The sequence below is a fragment of the Winogradskya humida genome (assembly GCF_016862215.1).
GTDB lineage: Bacteria > Actinomycetota > Actinomycetes > Mycobacteriales > Micromonosporaceae > Actinoplanes > Actinoplanes humidus.
The window spans coordinates 1-12,818 of sequence record NZ_BOMN01000131.1 but is presented as its reverse complement, the minus strand read 5'-3'; the positions used below and the strand labels follow the sequence as shown (position 1 = coordinate 12,818).

Here is a 12,818-nt window from a genome sequence, read left to right as displayed (position 1 = left end):
AGACCACATCCATTTGCAGGGAGAAACCATGCGCGCCGTCGCTTTCACCGCTTTCGGAACCGCCCCCGCGATCCACGACCTCGAGCTGCCGGCACCCGGCGACGGCGAGGTGCGCGTACGCGTACATGCCGCCTCTCTCAACGGTTTCGACTTCGCCGTGGCCAACGGCTACCTGCAGGGCATGATGGAGCACCGCTTCCCCGTCGTGCTGGGCAAGGACTTCGCGGGCACGGTCGACGCGCTCGGCGCGGGCGTCACCGGCTACGAGGTGGGCGACCGGGTCTTCGGCGTGGTCACGAAGGCGTTCCTGGGCGACGGCTCGCTGGCTGAGTTCGTCACCGTCCCCGTCACGACGGGCCTGGCGAAACTCCCCGAGGCCGTGACGTTCACCGACGGCGGCGCACTCGGCCTGGCGGGCTCCGCGGCAGTCGACGCCGTAACCGCAGCCGCCCTCCAGCCCGGCGAGCGCGTCCTGGTCTCCGGCGCGACCGGCGGCGTCGGCACCCTCGTTGTCCAGCTCGCCACCAAGGCCGGCGCGACCGTGATCGCCACCGCGCACACCGACGACGAGAAGGCGCTGGTCACCGAGCTCGGCGCCACCGAGACCGCCGACCACACCGAAGACCTCGCCGCCCAGGTCAAGGACGCCGACGTGGTCTTCCACCTCGCCGGCGACCCGGCCGCCCTGCTCGGCCTGCTGCGCCCCGGCGGCCGCTTCGTCTCCACCCTCGTCGGCTCCCCCGACCAACTGCCCGCCGGCGACTACACCGTGCTCCCGGTCTTCGCGAACGCCTCGCAGGAAACCCTCAACACGCTCGCCGCCCAGGACACCAGGCTCGTCGTCGAGCGCGTGTACCCCCTGGACGAAGCCCTCGACGCCATCGCGCACTTCAGCGGCGGCACCAAGGGCAAGATCGTCATCACGGTCGCCTGATCCGATGGAACTCGGCTTCCTGTCGCTCAGCGACCTGCAGACCAGTCCGGACACCGGCAAGCCGGTCACCGCCGCGCAGCGCATCGCCGACACGATCGACTACGCCGTGCTGGGTGAGCGGCTCGGCCTGGACGTGTTCGCGCTCGGCGAGCACCACAGCCTCGACTTCGCGGTCTCCTCCCCCGCCGTCGTCCTCGCCGCGATCGCCGCGCGCACCAGCAGGATCCGGCTCACGAGCGCGGTCACCGTACTCAGCGTCCTCGACCCGGTCCGCGTCCACCAGGACTTCGCCACCCTCGACCTGGTCAGCAACGGCCGCGCCGAGATCATCGCCGGGCGCAGCGCCTTCACCGAGCCCTTCGCCCTGTTCGGCGAACGCGTCGACAACTACGACGCGCTGTTCACCGAGAAGATCGGCCTGCTGCTACGCCTGCGCGCCGAGGACCACGTCACCTGGTCCGGCACATTCCGGCCGCCGCTGCGCAACGCCCCGATCGCCCCACGAGCGTTGCAGGACCCGCTACCGGTCTGGGCCGGAGTCGGCGGCTCCCCCGCCAGCGCCGCCCGCGCCGGAATCCTGGGTCTGCCCATGGTCCTCGGCTACATCGGCGGCCCACTCAGCCACGCCAAGCAGGCCGTCGACATCTATCGCGAGGCCGGAGAACGCGCCGGGCACCCGGAGAAGCTGCGGGTCGGCATCAGCACCCACTTCTACGCCGGCACCGAGGACGTCTTCCCGTACTACCACGAGTATCTGCGGCCCAAGAAGCCCGGCGGCCGCGGCTTCATGGTCGACCGCGCCAGCTTCAACGCAGGCACCCGCCGGGGTCAGGCCATCATGGTCGGCTCCAGCGAGCAGATCACCGAAAAAATCCTCGACGCGTACGCCCTCCTCGGCATCAACCGCTTCTACGGCCAGTTCGACTGGGGTGGCCTCCCCCGCACCCTGGTCGAGCAGTCGTTGCACCGCTACGCCGAAGAGATCGCCCCCGCAGTCCGGCGGGCCGCCACATGATCCAGGTCAGCGGGAATGCGCCCGCAGGACCGTGAGACTGTCCTCGTAGACGTGATAGCGGGCGACCAGTCCGTTCTCAACGGTCAGGTGCAGGGCGAACGGCGAGGTGTACGCCTTGCCGTCTCGCGCTGTCTGCGCGATGTGCCCGAGGACGACGGCATGTTCCCCGTCGACCAGGATCCTGGTCACTGAGGTGCCGTTGAGCTCCGGCACGTGATGGGCTTCCAGCTCGCGGAAGTGCCCCGCCGCATCAGCCCGGCTGGACCGGCTCCGGATCCATGGGACCGCCGGATGTCCCTCGGCGGGCCAGGACAGCTGCCAATCGATCCGCTCGGCGAACATGTCCGCGTCCGGTCGTGATCGCCGTCCGCAGTGTCATTCGTGTGCAGTGGGTGGCGAGCGCGCCCGGAGCTGGCCACGGGCACAAAATTGCGGTGAAACCCGCAAGGCCGCAATCTCCTGCGGCGTTACATGTCAAGCGCGGGCCCATCACGTCCGGCCACGAAACACATGCTCTGCTGTCAGACACGATTACCCGGACTTGACGAGCAACCCCGCATAAAGTTGTCGCATTCCGCTGCCCGGCGCAACATATGGCCTGCGCCCCTGTGACCCCCATGTAACCCGACACGCCCATCCCGCTCTGCTCCCCAGATCACAAGCAGGCACCGCACTAATCGCGGCGGGATGAGGGGCGCAGCAGGGCGTTCGCGGCCTGGGTGGAGAGCCAGGTGGCGGCTTCCGTAACGGTCCAGCCCAATTGGTCCGCGGCGGCCCAGGCGTTGGTGCCGAAATAGAACCAGAGGACCTGCGCCGTACGCGTCACGTCCTCGGTGACCGCGTCGATCGCCACCAGACGGCCGGCAGCCACGGCCAGCCGCTGCTGATAGCGCTCCACGGACAGCTGCGCGGCCGCGGCGACCGCCGGATCCGCGGCGGCGTTGTCCACCAGAACCCGCAGGAGGGTCTCCTGCCGCCGGATGACCTCTCCCGAGCTCTCGGCGAGCCGCCGCAGGATCTTCCCGCCGTCGCTGAGCTCCAGGATCTCGGTCATCGCCGCGTCGATCACCTCGTCGGAGGTGCCGTCGTGCACGAGCTCCCGGATCAACGCCGGCTTGCCGCCCACGCTGGTGTAGATCGTGTTCAGGGCGACCCCGGCCCGCGCCGCGACGGCCGCCAGCGTCGTTCTCGCATAACCGTGCTCGGCGAAGAGCTCCAGCGCCGCCCGCAGGACGGCGGCGCGCGTCTGCTGCGCAGCCCGCACGCGGACCTCGGAGTTGTACGCGCGCCCGCCCATGCGTTGACGTTAACATTCGCATATTGAAAGTAACGTCGTTACTATCAAATTATGTTGATCAACCCCGATGCTCCCGCCGACAAGCCGGAGACCGAGCAGATGACGGTCATCCACCAGGCTCTCCGGCGCGAGTTCGCGCTCCTGCCCGAGTTGGTCGCCGCCGTCCCCGCGGCGGACACCGACCGCGCACGCGTCCTCGCCCGGCACCTGACTCTCGTGCTGGGCATGCTGCACGAGCACCACGAGGCCGAGGACGACCTGTTGTGGCCGCTGCTGCACCAGCGCGTACCGATGGAGGACGACCTGATCACCACGATGGAGACCCAGCACCGGAGCATCGCCGACGTCATCGGCGTCATCGAGGACGGGCTCCCCCGCTGGACCGCGACGGCGGGCACCGCCGAACGAGACGCGCTCGCCGCCGCCCTGCGCCGGCTCGATGCCACGCTGGTCGAACACCTCGCCCTCGAAGAGAAGGAGGTGCTACCGCTGATCCACGAAAACCTCACCGTTGCCGAGTGGATCGCACCCCAGAAGCACGCGATGCGGCACGGCCCGCGGGACCTGTCCGGCAAACTCCTGCTCGCCGGCATCGTCCTGGAGGGCGCTTCGCCCCGCGAGCAGGCCTGGTTCCGGTCCGAGATGCCGCCGCCGGCCAGGGTCCTGTGGCGACTGCTGGGAGCACGCCGGTATGCCGGCCACGTCCGCGCCGTCCGCGCCTGATCACCGGGTCACGAGCAGCTTCTTCACGCCGTAGTTGGTGCCGTAGGTGTCCATCGGCACGTCGCCGGGGGCGCCTGCCAGTCGCAGGCCGGGGAAGCGGGTGAAGAGGCGGGGCAGCACCGTTTTCAGCTCGGCGCGGGCGATGTTCTGGCCGAGGCACTGGTGGACGCCGTATCCGAAGGCGAGGTGGCGGGTCAGCGTACGGTCGAAGTTGGGCTGGTCGGGGTTGTCGAAGGCGCGCGGGTCACGGTTGGCGGCGGGCATCGCGACGACGACCAGGTCACCGGCGGCGATCTGCTGACCGCCCAGCACCAGGTCCTCCTTGGCGACGCGGCCGAGTCCGAACTGGACGATCGTGAGATAGCGCAGCAGTTCCTCGACAGCCGGGCCGGTCTTTTCCGGGTGCGCGACCAGTTCGGCGCGTTGTGCGGGATGGGTCAGCAGGGTGTACGCGGAGAGCCCGATCATCGCCGCCGTGGTGTCGTGACCGGCGAACAGCAGCAGCACACCCATGCTGATCACGTCTTTGTCGGTGAGGAACGACCCGTCGGTGTCGGCGGTGCGGATCAGGTCGGCGAGCAGGCCGTCGTCCGCGTGGGTGCGGCGCTTCTCGGCGACCAGCTTCGTGATGTAGTCGATCAGCCAGCGGGCGCCGGCGGTGCGTTCCTCGCGGCTGCGGGCCATGTCCATCATGACCTCGGTGGCTTCGTGGAAACCGTCGCGGTCGGCGTAGGGCACGCCGAGCAGTTCGCAGATCACCAGGCACGGGATCGGCAGCGACAACGCCTGCACCAGGTCGAACGTCTCAGGACCGGCCGCGATCGCGTCGAGGTGCTCGTCGACGATCGTGTCGATGTAGGGCTGCAGCCGGGTCTGCACGCTCTTGGGCGTGAACCGGCCGGTCAGCAGCCGCCGATACATGCCGTGATCCGGCTCGTCCATGAACACGAACGTCGGGTCGACGCCTTCGGCCTCCGGCTCAGCCTGGTCACCGTCGAACGAGTCGTGCCGCGGGCGCCGCGCGGTCATGAGCGGATGCCCGAACACCTCGCTGCCCTCGTCGAAGCGGGTGACGAGCCAGCCGGTCATGCCGCTCGGGAACCGTACGCGGGTGATCGGCTGTTGCTCGCGCAGCTGGAAATACTCGAGCGGCGGGTCGAGCGGGGTGCTGCGGTGCACCGGCATGGCCGGAAGTGTGTCGGTCATTTCCCCTCCAGGGATGAGATGGCGGCGGTGATGCCCTGATAGGTGGCAGTGGCGTTGCACCAGCCCACGTAGACCCCGAGCTGCAGCACGGCTTCCTGCAACTGGGCGGGGGTGACGTCGCCACCGGCCAGCGCCCCGGCGGCCTGGATCTGGACCAGGTCGGCGCGGCCCACGGAGGCGGCAACACCGAGCGTCAGCAGCCGCCGGTCACGCAGAGACAGTCCGTCACGGCTCCACACGTCACCGAACAGGAAGTCGACGGTCGCCTCGGTGAACGGATCAACGGGCTCGCCCAGCGGCAGACCCGGATAGACCCGCGCAGCGGTTGCCAGGCCACGCTCCCTGCGGTCGGCCGGCGCGGGCTCGGCGGGCAGCTTCAGCGTCTGCCGCGCGTCCCGGCGGGCGACTTCCACGATGGGTACGCCCACCGCGCGCTCCCCCGCCAGAGCGCGAGCCGCATCGAGGTCCTTCGTCATCAGCACCTCGATCTGCTCCGCGGTCTTCTCGGCGGCCGGGTCCTGCTGGTGCATCCGCAGCAGTTGCAGCAGCGTGCGGCCCTGCGGATCGGCGGCGTCGATGACCTCGGCGAGCGTGCCCGGGTCGACACCCGCGGAGCCGGCGAGGGCGGCGGCCTCGGCGACGACCGACCAGCTGCCGTAGGTGATGACGTTCCTGGCGATCTTGGTAGCCATCCCGGCGCCGACCGGCCCGCAGTGCACGACCTTCTTCGCCCAGTCGTCGAGCACCGGACGGGCGGCCTCAACCGTCGAGGTGTCACCGCCGACGATCGCGACCATGCCGTGCTCGGCGGCCCGGTCCCCCGGGGTGACGCCGCAGTCCAGGAAGCCCACGCCCACGGCCTCGCAGGCCTCGGCGAGCTCGTGGACCACCGGCAGCGCAACAGTGCTCTGCAGCACGATGATCAGGCCGGGGTGCGCCGCGGCGAGCAAGCCGTCCGGTCCGGTGATCACCGTGCGGGCCTGGTCGGCGTTCACCACCGCGACCATGACGACGTCGGCCGCGCGGGCCACCTCGGCGGGCGAGCCGAGCGGGGCGGGCACGCCGTCGAGCGTGTCGGCGGCCTCGGGCCGGATGTCGAAGACGACCGGCGGGCGGCCACTGGCGGCCAGGCTGACGGCGACGCCGCCGCCGATCATGCCGAGGCCCACTACCCCGGCGATGGAATTCTGGGTGACGCTCATGCTGCTCCTTCGATGACGGACGTCCACGGGGCCGCGTCGGCCACCAGCGCCCGGTAACCGCGCAGCGCGCGGATCATGTTGATGCCGACGGCGGCGCTGACCACGCCGTTCTTCGCGTAGAGCGCGATCAGCCGACCCTCTCCGGTCGAGCCCTCGACGACCCGGATGTCGTCCGCGCCACGGGTGCTGCCGTAGATCTGGATCTTGCGGTCGTACTGGTCCGACCAGACATAGGGGACCGTGGTGAACGCGGTCGCAGCGGCTCGGCCGGCCAGCAGGTTGCGGGCCACCGCGATGCCCTGTTCGCCGGCGTTGGTGCGATGCTCGATGCGGTGCCGGACACCGGTGCGCGGGTCGGGCCAGGACGCGACGTCCCCGGCGGCCCACACGCCGTGCCCCGCGTAGAGGGTCTCGTCGCACTCCACGCCGTTGCCGAGCGTCAGGCCGCTGCCGCCCAGCCATTCGACGTTCGGTTGCGCTCCGATGCCCACCAGGATCAGGCCGGCCTCGAGGGTGGTCCCGCCTTTGACGCGTACGCCCGAAGCCCTGCCCCGCTCGTGCACGATCTCCTCGACCGCCGCACCGGTGTGCACGACCACGCCGTGCTCGCGGTGCAGCCCGGCGAGCATCGCGCCCAGTTCGGTGCCGAGCACGTCACCCATCGGCTGGGCGATGTCGGTGACCAGCGTGACGGGGCAACCGAGCTCCCGGGCCACCGCCGCGGCTTCGGCGCCGACGAAGCCACCGCCGACCACGAGGAGATGTGGCTTCGCGGTGAGCGCCTCGCGCAGGGCCAGGGCGTCGTCGAGGGTGCGCAGGACGTGCACGCCGCCGATGCCGTCCGTGCCGGGCAGCCGGCGGGCCCTGGCTCCGGTGGCGACCACGAGGTCGTCGTAGCCGACCCGGCTCCCGTCGTCGAGCCGGACCTGACGGGCGTCGACGTCGAGCTCGATGGCTTCGGCACCGAGCCGCAGCTCCAGGTCGCCGACGCCGGTCAGGGCGAGCTTGTCCGGGTGCCACGCGCCGGAGAGCAGTTGCTTGGACAGCGGCGGGCGGTCGTACGGCGGATGGGTCTCCTCCCCGATCAGCACCAGCGGCCCGTCGTGACCGAAGCGGCGCAGCGCCTCCGCGGTGGCCAGCCCGGCGGCCGAGGCACCGACCACCACGACCCGGCGGTTGGTCACCCCCGCACCAGGATCGCGGCGGCGGGGCAGACCTGCGCGGCCTGACGGGTCGCGTCGTGCTGCGCGGCCGGGGGCCGGGCATCCAGCAGGATCACGATGCCGTCGTCGTCACGCTGGTCGAAGACCTCGGGCGCGACGAGCACGCACTGGCCCGCCCCGACACATTTGTCCTCCTCGACAGTGATCTCCATACGTCATCCTTTCGCGACTTTCCGTTACCTAACTAAGTTCAGTCCGGACGCTAAACCTCCTGTATCTGCCATGTAAAGGCAGTCATTTCGAGTTTTTCGCCCGCAACCGGGCTTGAGCAGCGCAATCAGTAACGGAAATTTTTCTCAGTGCAGCATCGAGCGCAGGACCCGCATCGCCGCTGCATCACCGTTCGCGGCGAGGTCCGCACGCGCTGCGGCATCACCGGGGACCAGCGAGCCGAGCAGGCCGTCGGCGATCCCGAGAACCATCTCCTCGGTGGCCGTCCCGTCGGCGAAGGTGTGACTCAGCGCGATGACGCCGTGCAGGCCCGCCCACAGCGTGTGACCCGCCTGCTCCACGGGCAGTGAGGACGGGTGCCCGGCGGCGTCACAACGGGTGATCGCATCCCGGAACCGGCCCGAGACGACCCCCGCCGGATGTCGCGCGAGGCGGGCTGCGTCCACGATCGGCTGCTCCACCTCGTACATCAAGCGGTAATGACCTGGATCGTTCAACGCGAAGCGGCAGTAGGCGTGCACCTCGGCGCGCAGGCGCTCCAGCGGCCCGTCACCCGCCGCATCCGCCGCGGCGCTCATGAGCTCGGCCAGCTCGACGTACTTGCCGGCCAGGGCCGCCCACACCAGCTCCGACTTGTCGTCGAAATGGAGGTAGATGCTGGGCGCGGCGACGCCGACCTCGCGGGCCACCGCGCGGATCGTCAGCTTCTCGGTGCTGCCCCAGTCGACCAGCAGCCGGTTGACCCCCGCGAGGATCTCCGCACGCAGCTGCGCGCCGTCCCCCCGTCTGCTCCGCCGGCGCCCCGGGCCCGACGGCGGCTCCTGATCAACCATCGTCGGCTCACCCCCGCCGCCGATGATATCCAGGCGATGCGTCCTAAGCTCTGCAGTCATGACAACCCTTGCCGGCCGCACCATCGCGGCCCTGCGCAGTGAGCACGACAACCTCGCGGGCATCGTCTCCTCGCTCTCCACGGAGCAGCTCACCGGCCCGTCCGGCGCGTCCGAGTGGACCGTCGCCGATGTTCTCTCGCACCTGGGCAGCGGTGCGGAGATCACGCTCGCCGCCCTGCGCGCGGCGCTGGGCGAGGCCGACAAGCCCGGAGCCGACTTCAACCAGGGTGTGTGGGACCGGTGGAACGCGCTGAGCCCGCAGGATCAGGCCGCCGGCTGGGCCACGTCCGACGCCGCGCTGGTCACCGCGCTCGAGGCGATTCCCGAGGAGCGTCACGACGAGCTCAAGGTCGACATGGGCTTCCTGCCCGAGCCGGTCCCGCTCGCGTCGTTCGCCGCGATGCGCCTGAGTGAGGTCGCTCAGCACAGCTGGGACGTACGCGTGGGTGCCGACCCGCAAGCGGCGCTCGAGGAGCTTTCGGCGCAGCTGCTCGCCGAGCACCTCAGCGGGGGCATCGCGTTCATGCTCGGCTTTATCGGCAAGCCCGGCGTGGCCCGCGAGGACACCGTGCTCGAGATCAGCAAGACGCCGTACCGCGTGGTGATCGCCGACCAGGTGCGGCTGACCACCGAGACCCTGCCCGTGACCGCGACGTTCGACGGCCCGCTCGAGTCCGTGGTGCGGCTCGCCTACGGCCGGCTGGCCCCGCGGTACACCCCGGCCGGCATCGAGGTCACCGGCACGATCACGCTCGACGAGCTGCGGACCGTCTTCCCCGGCTTCTGAGGCCGGTTTCTGAGGCCGGCGGCTTCTGAGGCCGGTCTAGGGCACTACCGTGACCGGCCAGCGTCCGCATCGGACCAGGCGCCGGGGCACGGATCCGGTGAGACGGTGGGCCAGGCTCTCCGACCGGCCGACGATGACGGCGCCCGCCTGGACCTCGTGGGCGACCTCGGACAGCACGGCCGACGGCTGTCCGGATCGGATGATCAGCTGGGCGTCGATGCCGTCGAGCGCCTGCCGGAAGGCGTCCAGCAGTTCGGCCTCGATCCGGTCCTCGACGTCGATCACCGCAACGATGCCGGCGCCCCCACCGTCGACGGCGGAGAGCAGCCCGCTGGGCTGGCTGCGCACGTAGACCACGACGAGGGGCGCCTGCTGACGGCGGGCGAGGCCCACGGCGTACGCCGCGGCTCGTAAAGAGGCATCCGAGCCGTCGACGCCGACCACGATCGCCGCGGGACGCCCCGCCAGGGTCGCGGCGCGGGGGTGACGCTCCTCCGCCGGATACGGCTCGCCCATCGGCCTGCCTCCTGCACGATCCGATAGCACTTCCGGACAGCACTTCCCGAACCGCACTTCTTGAGCGGTGCAGCCGGACAGCACTTCCGATAGCTGAACGGTTTGCGTTCAGTTATCGGAAGCGTATCCTGACCGAAACGTCCCGGCAATGGGAAGAAGCCTGTTGAAGCACCACCTGACAGGAGAGCGATGCCAGCGAGCGAGGGACCCGGGCGCCGCCGCGACCCGGAGGTGGACCGCCGCATCGCCCAGGCAGCCCTGGAGGTCTTCGCCGACACGGGCTGGGCCGGCTTCGCGATGGAGACGGTCGCCCGCCGCGCCGGGGTCGGCAAGGCCTCGCTCTACCTGCGCTGGAGCAGCAAGGAAACCCTGCTGACCGACGCGGTGACGCTGCGCCTGGCCCGGGTCTTCGACGCCGACACCGGCACCCTGCACGGCGACCTGGTGCAACTGGCCGGCCAGGTCCTCGACATCTACACCGGCAGCACCGGCCGGGCCGCCTCCCGCCTGACCCTCGAGGCGGCCGCCATCCCGGGCGTGGCAGCCCACTACGACGCCATGCGCGCATCCCAGCGCCACGCCGCCCGCGCGATCGTCCGCCGCGGCATCGACCGCGGCGAGGTCGCCGGGAACGTCTCGGTCACCCTCCTGCTGGAGACCCTGGTCGGCGGCGCCATGATGCACGCCCTGACCACCCCGCCCGCCGCCCTGGCCGCCGACACCAGCGGCTACGCCCTGCGCCTCGTCGACTTCCTCCTCGACGCCGTCACCACCCAGACCGCGCACTGAGCCGGCCGGCGATGGCGCCATGGCCGTTCGGGAGCGGGCTCCGGCGACCGTGCGGCGTGACGCATCGTGGGCCATGAGACATAAGCGCTTCGGCGTGAGCTGAATGTTGTTCCATACGGACGTCAGAGCAATGTCTTGCGGCAATCACTGTCAAGTCCCGAACATAAATTCTGCACGCCCCATATATCGACTTCTCGTGCGTCACAGCAAGATCGGGTGTGCTAGCAGAATGTAAAAAGCGCACCCGAGAGCGAGCTACACCGCCGCGCCGCGGGAGGGGTCGATGCATTGCGGTTGCGGTTGGATTCCTCGCACCCATTCCATTCCGCCAGGTCTACGCCACCAGGCCGTACACCGCGATTATCGCAGCCAGTAGTAGCACGACCAGCACCGGCAAGACCACCAGCAGTCCGACAATCACGACCAGGACGATCGCCCACACCGGCCACCGACGCTGTTCGCCATCTTCTGAAGCGCTCATGCGACACCTAACGAGCCGCCTCGTGCATTCGCACTGGCAGCTCCGTCACCGATCAGCCGGCAGCGGGGTATGCGGTCATCACCGCGGCGTCGGCGGAGGTAGCGGTCGATCCAAGTATGCGCGTCGAACACGAGCGGTTGTCCGCCAGCGGTGCCATAGACCGCGCCGTGCCACACCGTAGTAATGGGCGCGGCGCGGAGCGCTCGGTGGCGGGTAGCCGCCACACGTGGTCAGAGTCGATGACGTCAACGATAGCTGTGCACCCGCTGTCACAGCTGCATGACGTTTGTGCTGGCATGTCCCGGGCGCATCACCGCCTGCCGTGCACCAGACGTGTATGTGAGAGGCATAAGTCGATCGCAGATCGGGTCCGTGAGCTCTGACCGCAGGCAAGGTGGATCAGGCAGTGGGGACCCATTGTTGGAGAGTGACGGCGATGTCCACCAGGTTGTTCGGAGCATCGTGGGTTCTCCAGAGCGGCCAGCCGCACCCGTGCAGTTCAGCCCACCCGGTGTTGGTCGGCTCGGCTAGTTGTTCGTCGGCGAGGGTGCCGATATCGGCAGCGACAGTCCCGTCGCCGAAGTCGACCGTGGTGTTGCCGACCGTGCGCCAGCGCAGCAGGAAGCGCTGGTTGCCGCAGCCGTTCATGGTCGCCGGGAATCGCGGCTCGCAGACAGGGTCACCGCATAGGCTCGTCCAGGTCCCAGACACGCGGACGGAGTCGTGCCATTCACCGGCGAGTCTCCAGCCAGCAAGACGGGCGGGGAATGCGGGGCCGGTGGCGGCGTGGATGTGGTTGCCGGTTCCGTCTGCGCCCCAGGTAGGGCGGGGGGAGACCGCGGTCATCACCTGGCCGCGGGCGGCCCACGCGGCGGCAATCATCCCGACGCCCACGACAAGGCCGAGGCTTGCAATGAGTGCGACGAATGACTTGCGGGACATGTGCGTGACCGTAGTGGACGGTTATTGGAGGTGAGTATCGGCCGCGCGGACATGCCCGTCAGGCCCGGGTGGGTCCAACTTTCATGAACGGTCGCGTCCGACTTCATCTCTTCGCGGTTTGCGGTTGCAGCGACATAGCCTTCGACACCGTCGGGTGCCGCGTTCAGCTTGTAAACGACATTGCAGGACTCGTCGTAGATCGTGACCCACGGGGCTGTGGAGCGGGCCAGCCTCAGGACAACCGGCACCAGCCATGGACCTGGCCCGGGTCGCTGGATTGCGCTGGGCGGTCGAGGACTGCTTCCAGCAGGCCAAGAACCAGGCCAGTCTGGACGATTAACAGGTCCGCCATTGGCGGGCCTGGTATGCCCACATCACGCTGTCGATGGCCGCTCACGCCTGGCTCGTCGTCGCCAGAACCCTTGCTTGAGGGGGACCGGCACCATCGACGACATGGTGATCGGCTACACCGCACCCGAGATCCGGCGTCTGCTCGCCGCACTGTCCGTCCGCTGCCGGCAACTCGACCATCATGTCTGGTGGTTGTCACGCTGGCGCCGCAGACGCCGGTGCCAAGCCCGCCTCAGCTACTACAAACGCCGCGGGTACGCACTCACCTAACTGCCGTAGCAGTACTAA

16 protein-coding genes and 1 pseudogene are annotated in these 12,818 nt (G+C 69.5%); 7 read left to right on the top strand and 10 right to left on the bottom strand.

Annotated features, from left to right (window positions below; genetic code table 11):
• Window positions 1–28 precede the first annotated feature (28 nt).
• Together Ahu01nite_RS44950 and Ahu01nite_RS44945 are read left to right on the top strand one after the other, a co-directional pair.
• Complete coding sequence (locus tag Ahu01nite_RS44950) at window positions 29–934, top strand: NADP-dependent oxidoreductase (protein ID WP_203842906.1); 906 nt, start codon at window positions 29–31, stop codon at window positions 932–934.
• Between the two features lie 4 nt (window positions 935–938).
• Entirely contained in the window at window positions 939–1,949 is a 1,011-nt protein-coding gene (locus tag Ahu01nite_RS44945; RefSeq protein WP_203842905.1) for an LLM class flavin-dependent oxidoreductase, read from the top strand.
• Window positions 1,950–1,955: 6 nt separating this feature from the next.
• Here Ahu01nite_RS44945 and Ahu01nite_RS44940 read toward each other — a convergent pair whose 3' ends face one another.
• Together Ahu01nite_RS44940 and Ahu01nite_RS51585 are read right to left on the bottom strand one after the other, a co-directional pair.
• On the bottom strand, window positions 1,956–2,291 hold the full coding sequence (locus Ahu01nite_RS44940) for a nuclear transport factor 2 family protein (protein ID WP_203842904.1): 336 nt from the start codon (window positions 2,289–2,291) through the stop codon (window positions 1,956–1,958).
• A gap of 331 nt (window positions 2,292–2,622) precedes the next feature.
• On the bottom strand, window positions 2,623–3,246 hold the full coding sequence (locus Ahu01nite_RS51585) for a TetR/AcrR family transcriptional regulator (RefSeq protein ID WP_203842903.1): 624 nt from the start codon (window positions 3,244–3,246) through the stop codon (window positions 2,623–2,625).
• A gap of 51 nt (window positions 3,247–3,297) precedes the next feature.
• Here Ahu01nite_RS51585 and Ahu01nite_RS44930 point away from each other — a divergent pair, with 51 nt between their 5' ends.
• A complete protein-coding gene (locus Ahu01nite_RS44930; protein WP_203842902.1) occupies window positions 3,298–3,969 on the top strand; it encodes a hemerythrin domain-containing protein in 672 nt (223 codons plus the stop codon).
• Here the strand turns inward: Ahu01nite_RS44930 and Ahu01nite_RS44925 are convergent, their stop codons facing one another.
• The 5 genes from Ahu01nite_RS44925 to Ahu01nite_RS44905 form a co-directional block, all read right to left on the bottom strand.
• Window positions 3,970–5,175 carry a cytochrome P450 gene (locus tag Ahu01nite_RS44925; RefSeq protein ID WP_203842901.1) on the bottom strand — a complete coding sequence of 402 codons (1,206 nt, stop codon included), beginning with the start codon at window positions 5,173–5,175 and terminating at the stop codon, window positions 3,970–3,972. It lies immediately after the preceding gene.
• Entirely contained in the window at window positions 5,172–6,377 is a 1,206-nt protein-coding gene (locus Ahu01nite_RS44920; protein ID WP_203842900.1) for an NAD(P)-binding domain-containing protein, read from the bottom strand. The genes Ahu01nite_RS44925 and Ahu01nite_RS44920 overlap by 4 nt, the downstream gene beginning before the upstream one ends.
• Window positions 6,374–7,561 carry an NAD(P)/FAD-dependent oxidoreductase gene (locus tag Ahu01nite_RS44915; protein WP_203842899.1) on the bottom strand — a complete coding sequence of 396 codons (1,188 nt, stop codon included), beginning with the start codon at window positions 7,559–7,561 and terminating at the stop codon, window positions 6,374–6,376. The genes Ahu01nite_RS44920 and Ahu01nite_RS44915 overlap by 4 nt, the downstream gene beginning before the upstream one ends.
• Window positions 7,558–7,752, bottom strand: coding sequence for a ferredoxin (locus Ahu01nite_RS44910; RefSeq protein WP_203842898.1), 195 nt, complete (start codon window positions 7,750–7,752; stop codon window positions 7,558–7,560). The genes Ahu01nite_RS44915 and Ahu01nite_RS44910 overlap by 4 nt, the downstream gene beginning before the upstream one ends.
• Before the next feature lie 144 nt (window positions 7,753–7,896).
• Window positions 7,897–8,604, bottom strand: a complete 708-nt coding sequence (locus tag Ahu01nite_RS44905; RefSeq protein ID WP_203842897.1) for a TetR/AcrR family transcriptional regulator — start codon at window positions 8,602–8,604, stop codon at window positions 7,897–7,899.
• 58 nt (window positions 8,605–8,662) lie between these two features.
• Between Ahu01nite_RS44905 and Ahu01nite_RS44900 the strand changes: the two genes are divergently transcribed.
• Window positions 8,663–9,451, top strand: coding sequence for a maleylpyruvate isomerase family mycothiol-dependent enzyme (locus Ahu01nite_RS44900; protein ID WP_203842896.1), 789 nt, complete (start codon window positions 8,663–8,665; stop codon window positions 9,449–9,451).
• A gap of 36 nt (window positions 9,452–9,487) precedes the next feature.
• On the opposite strand, the gene Ahu01nite_RS44895 is transcribed toward Ahu01nite_RS44900, so the two are convergent.
• Window positions 9,488–9,967, bottom strand: coding sequence for a universal stress protein (locus tag Ahu01nite_RS44895; protein WP_203842895.1), 480 nt, complete (start codon window positions 9,965–9,967; stop codon window positions 9,488–9,490).
• A 189-nt stretch (window positions 9,968–10,156) separates the two neighbouring features.
• Between Ahu01nite_RS44895 and Ahu01nite_RS44890 the strand changes: the two genes are divergently transcribed.
• Window positions 10,157–10,756: a TetR/AcrR family transcriptional regulator gene (locus Ahu01nite_RS44890; protein ID WP_203842894.1), complete on the top strand. Its 600-nt coding sequence runs from the start codon at window positions 10,157–10,159 to the stop codon at window positions 10,754–10,756.
• Between the two features lie 334 nt (window positions 10,757–11,090).
• Here Ahu01nite_RS44890 and Ahu01nite_RS44885 read toward each other — a convergent pair whose 3' ends face one another.
• Both Ahu01nite_RS44885 and Ahu01nite_RS44880 read right to left on the bottom strand, forming a co-directional pair.
• A complete protein-coding gene (locus tag Ahu01nite_RS44885; protein WP_203842893.1) occupies window positions 11,091–11,237 on the bottom strand; it encodes a hypothetical protein in 147 nt (48 codons plus the stop codon).
• A gap of 399 nt (window positions 11,238–11,636) precedes the next feature.
• Complete coding sequence (locus Ahu01nite_RS44880) at window positions 11,637–12,179, bottom strand: hypothetical protein (RefSeq protein ID WP_203842892.1); 543 nt, start codon at window positions 12,177–12,179, stop codon at window positions 11,637–11,639.
• Window positions 12,180–12,435: 256 nt separating this feature from the next.
• Here Ahu01nite_RS44880 and Ahu01nite_RS44875 point away from each other — a divergent pair.
• Window positions 12,436–12,609, top strand: a pseudogene (locus Ahu01nite_RS44875) (IS701 family transposase); the annotation flags it as partial.
• A 23-nt stretch (window positions 12,610–12,632) separates the two neighbouring features.
• On the top strand, window positions 12,633–12,800 hold the full coding sequence (locus tag Ahu01nite_RS44870) for a hypothetical protein (protein WP_203842891.1): 168 nt from the start codon (window positions 12,633–12,635) through the stop codon (window positions 12,798–12,800).
• Window positions 12,801–12,818: the final 18 nt, after the last annotated feature.

Excerpts from the sequence above, each read along its gene's own strand:
- Ahu01nite_RS44920 (WP_203842900.1), bottom strand. The coding sequence starts at position 6,377 with ATGAGCGTCACCCAGAATTCCATCGCCGGGGTAGTGGGCCTCGGCATG.
- Ahu01nite_RS44880 (WP_203842892.1), bottom strand. The coding sequence starts at position 12,179 with ATGTCCCGCAAGTCATTCGTCGCACTCATTGCAAGCCTCGGCCTTGTC.
- Ahu01nite_RS44945 (WP_203842905.1), top strand. The coding sequence starts at position 939 with ATGGAACTCGGCTTCCTGTCGCTCAGCGACCTGCAGACCAGTCCGGAC.
- Ahu01nite_RS44895 (WP_203842895.1), bottom strand. The coding sequence starts at position 9,967 with ATGGGCGAGCCGTATCCGGCGGAGGAGCGTCACCCCCGCGCCGCGACC.
- Ahu01nite_RS44950 (WP_203842906.1), top strand. The coding sequence starts at position 29 with ATGCGCGCCGTCGCTTTCACCGCTTTCGGAACCGCCCCCGCGATCCAC.
- Ahu01nite_RS44870 (WP_203842891.1), top strand. The coding sequence starts at position 12,633 with ATGGTGATCGGCTACACCGCACCCGAGATCCGGCGTCTGCTCGCCGCA.
- Ahu01nite_RS44930 (WP_203842902.1), top strand. The coding sequence starts at position 3,298 with ATGTTGATCAACCCCGATGCTCCCGCCGACAAGCCGGAGACCGAGCAG.
- Ahu01nite_RS44910 (WP_203842898.1), bottom strand. The coding sequence starts at position 7,752 with ATGGAGATCACTGTCGAGGAGGACAAATGTGTCGGGGCGGGCCAGTGC.
- Ahu01nite_RS44940 (WP_203842904.1), bottom strand. The coding sequence starts at position 2,291 with ATGTTCGCCGAGCGGATCGATTGGCAGCTGTCCTGGCCCGCCGAGGGA.
- Ahu01nite_RS44900 (WP_203842896.1), top strand. The coding sequence starts at position 8,663 with ATGACAACCCTTGCCGGCCGCACCATCGCGGCCCTGCGCAGTGAGCAC.
- Ahu01nite_RS44905 (WP_203842897.1), bottom strand. The coding sequence starts at position 8,604 with ATGGTTGATCAGGAGCCGCCGTCGGGCCCGGGGCGCCGGCGGAGCAGA.
- Ahu01nite_RS44885 (WP_203842893.1), bottom strand. The coding sequence starts at position 11,237 with ATGAGCGCTTCAGAAGATGGCGAACAGCGTCGGTGGCCGGTGTGGGCG.
- Ahu01nite_RS44925 (WP_203842901.1), bottom strand. The coding sequence starts at position 5,175 with ATGACCGACACACTTCCGGCCATGCCGGTGCACCGCAGCACCCCGCTC.
- Ahu01nite_RS44890 (WP_203842894.1), top strand. The coding sequence starts at position 10,157 with ATGCCAGCGAGCGAGGGACCCGGGCGCCGCCGCGACCCGGAGGTGGAC.
- Ahu01nite_RS51585 (WP_203842903.1), bottom strand. The coding sequence starts at position 3,246 with ATGGGCGGGCGCGCGTACAACTCCGAGGTCCGCGTGCGGGCTGCGCAG.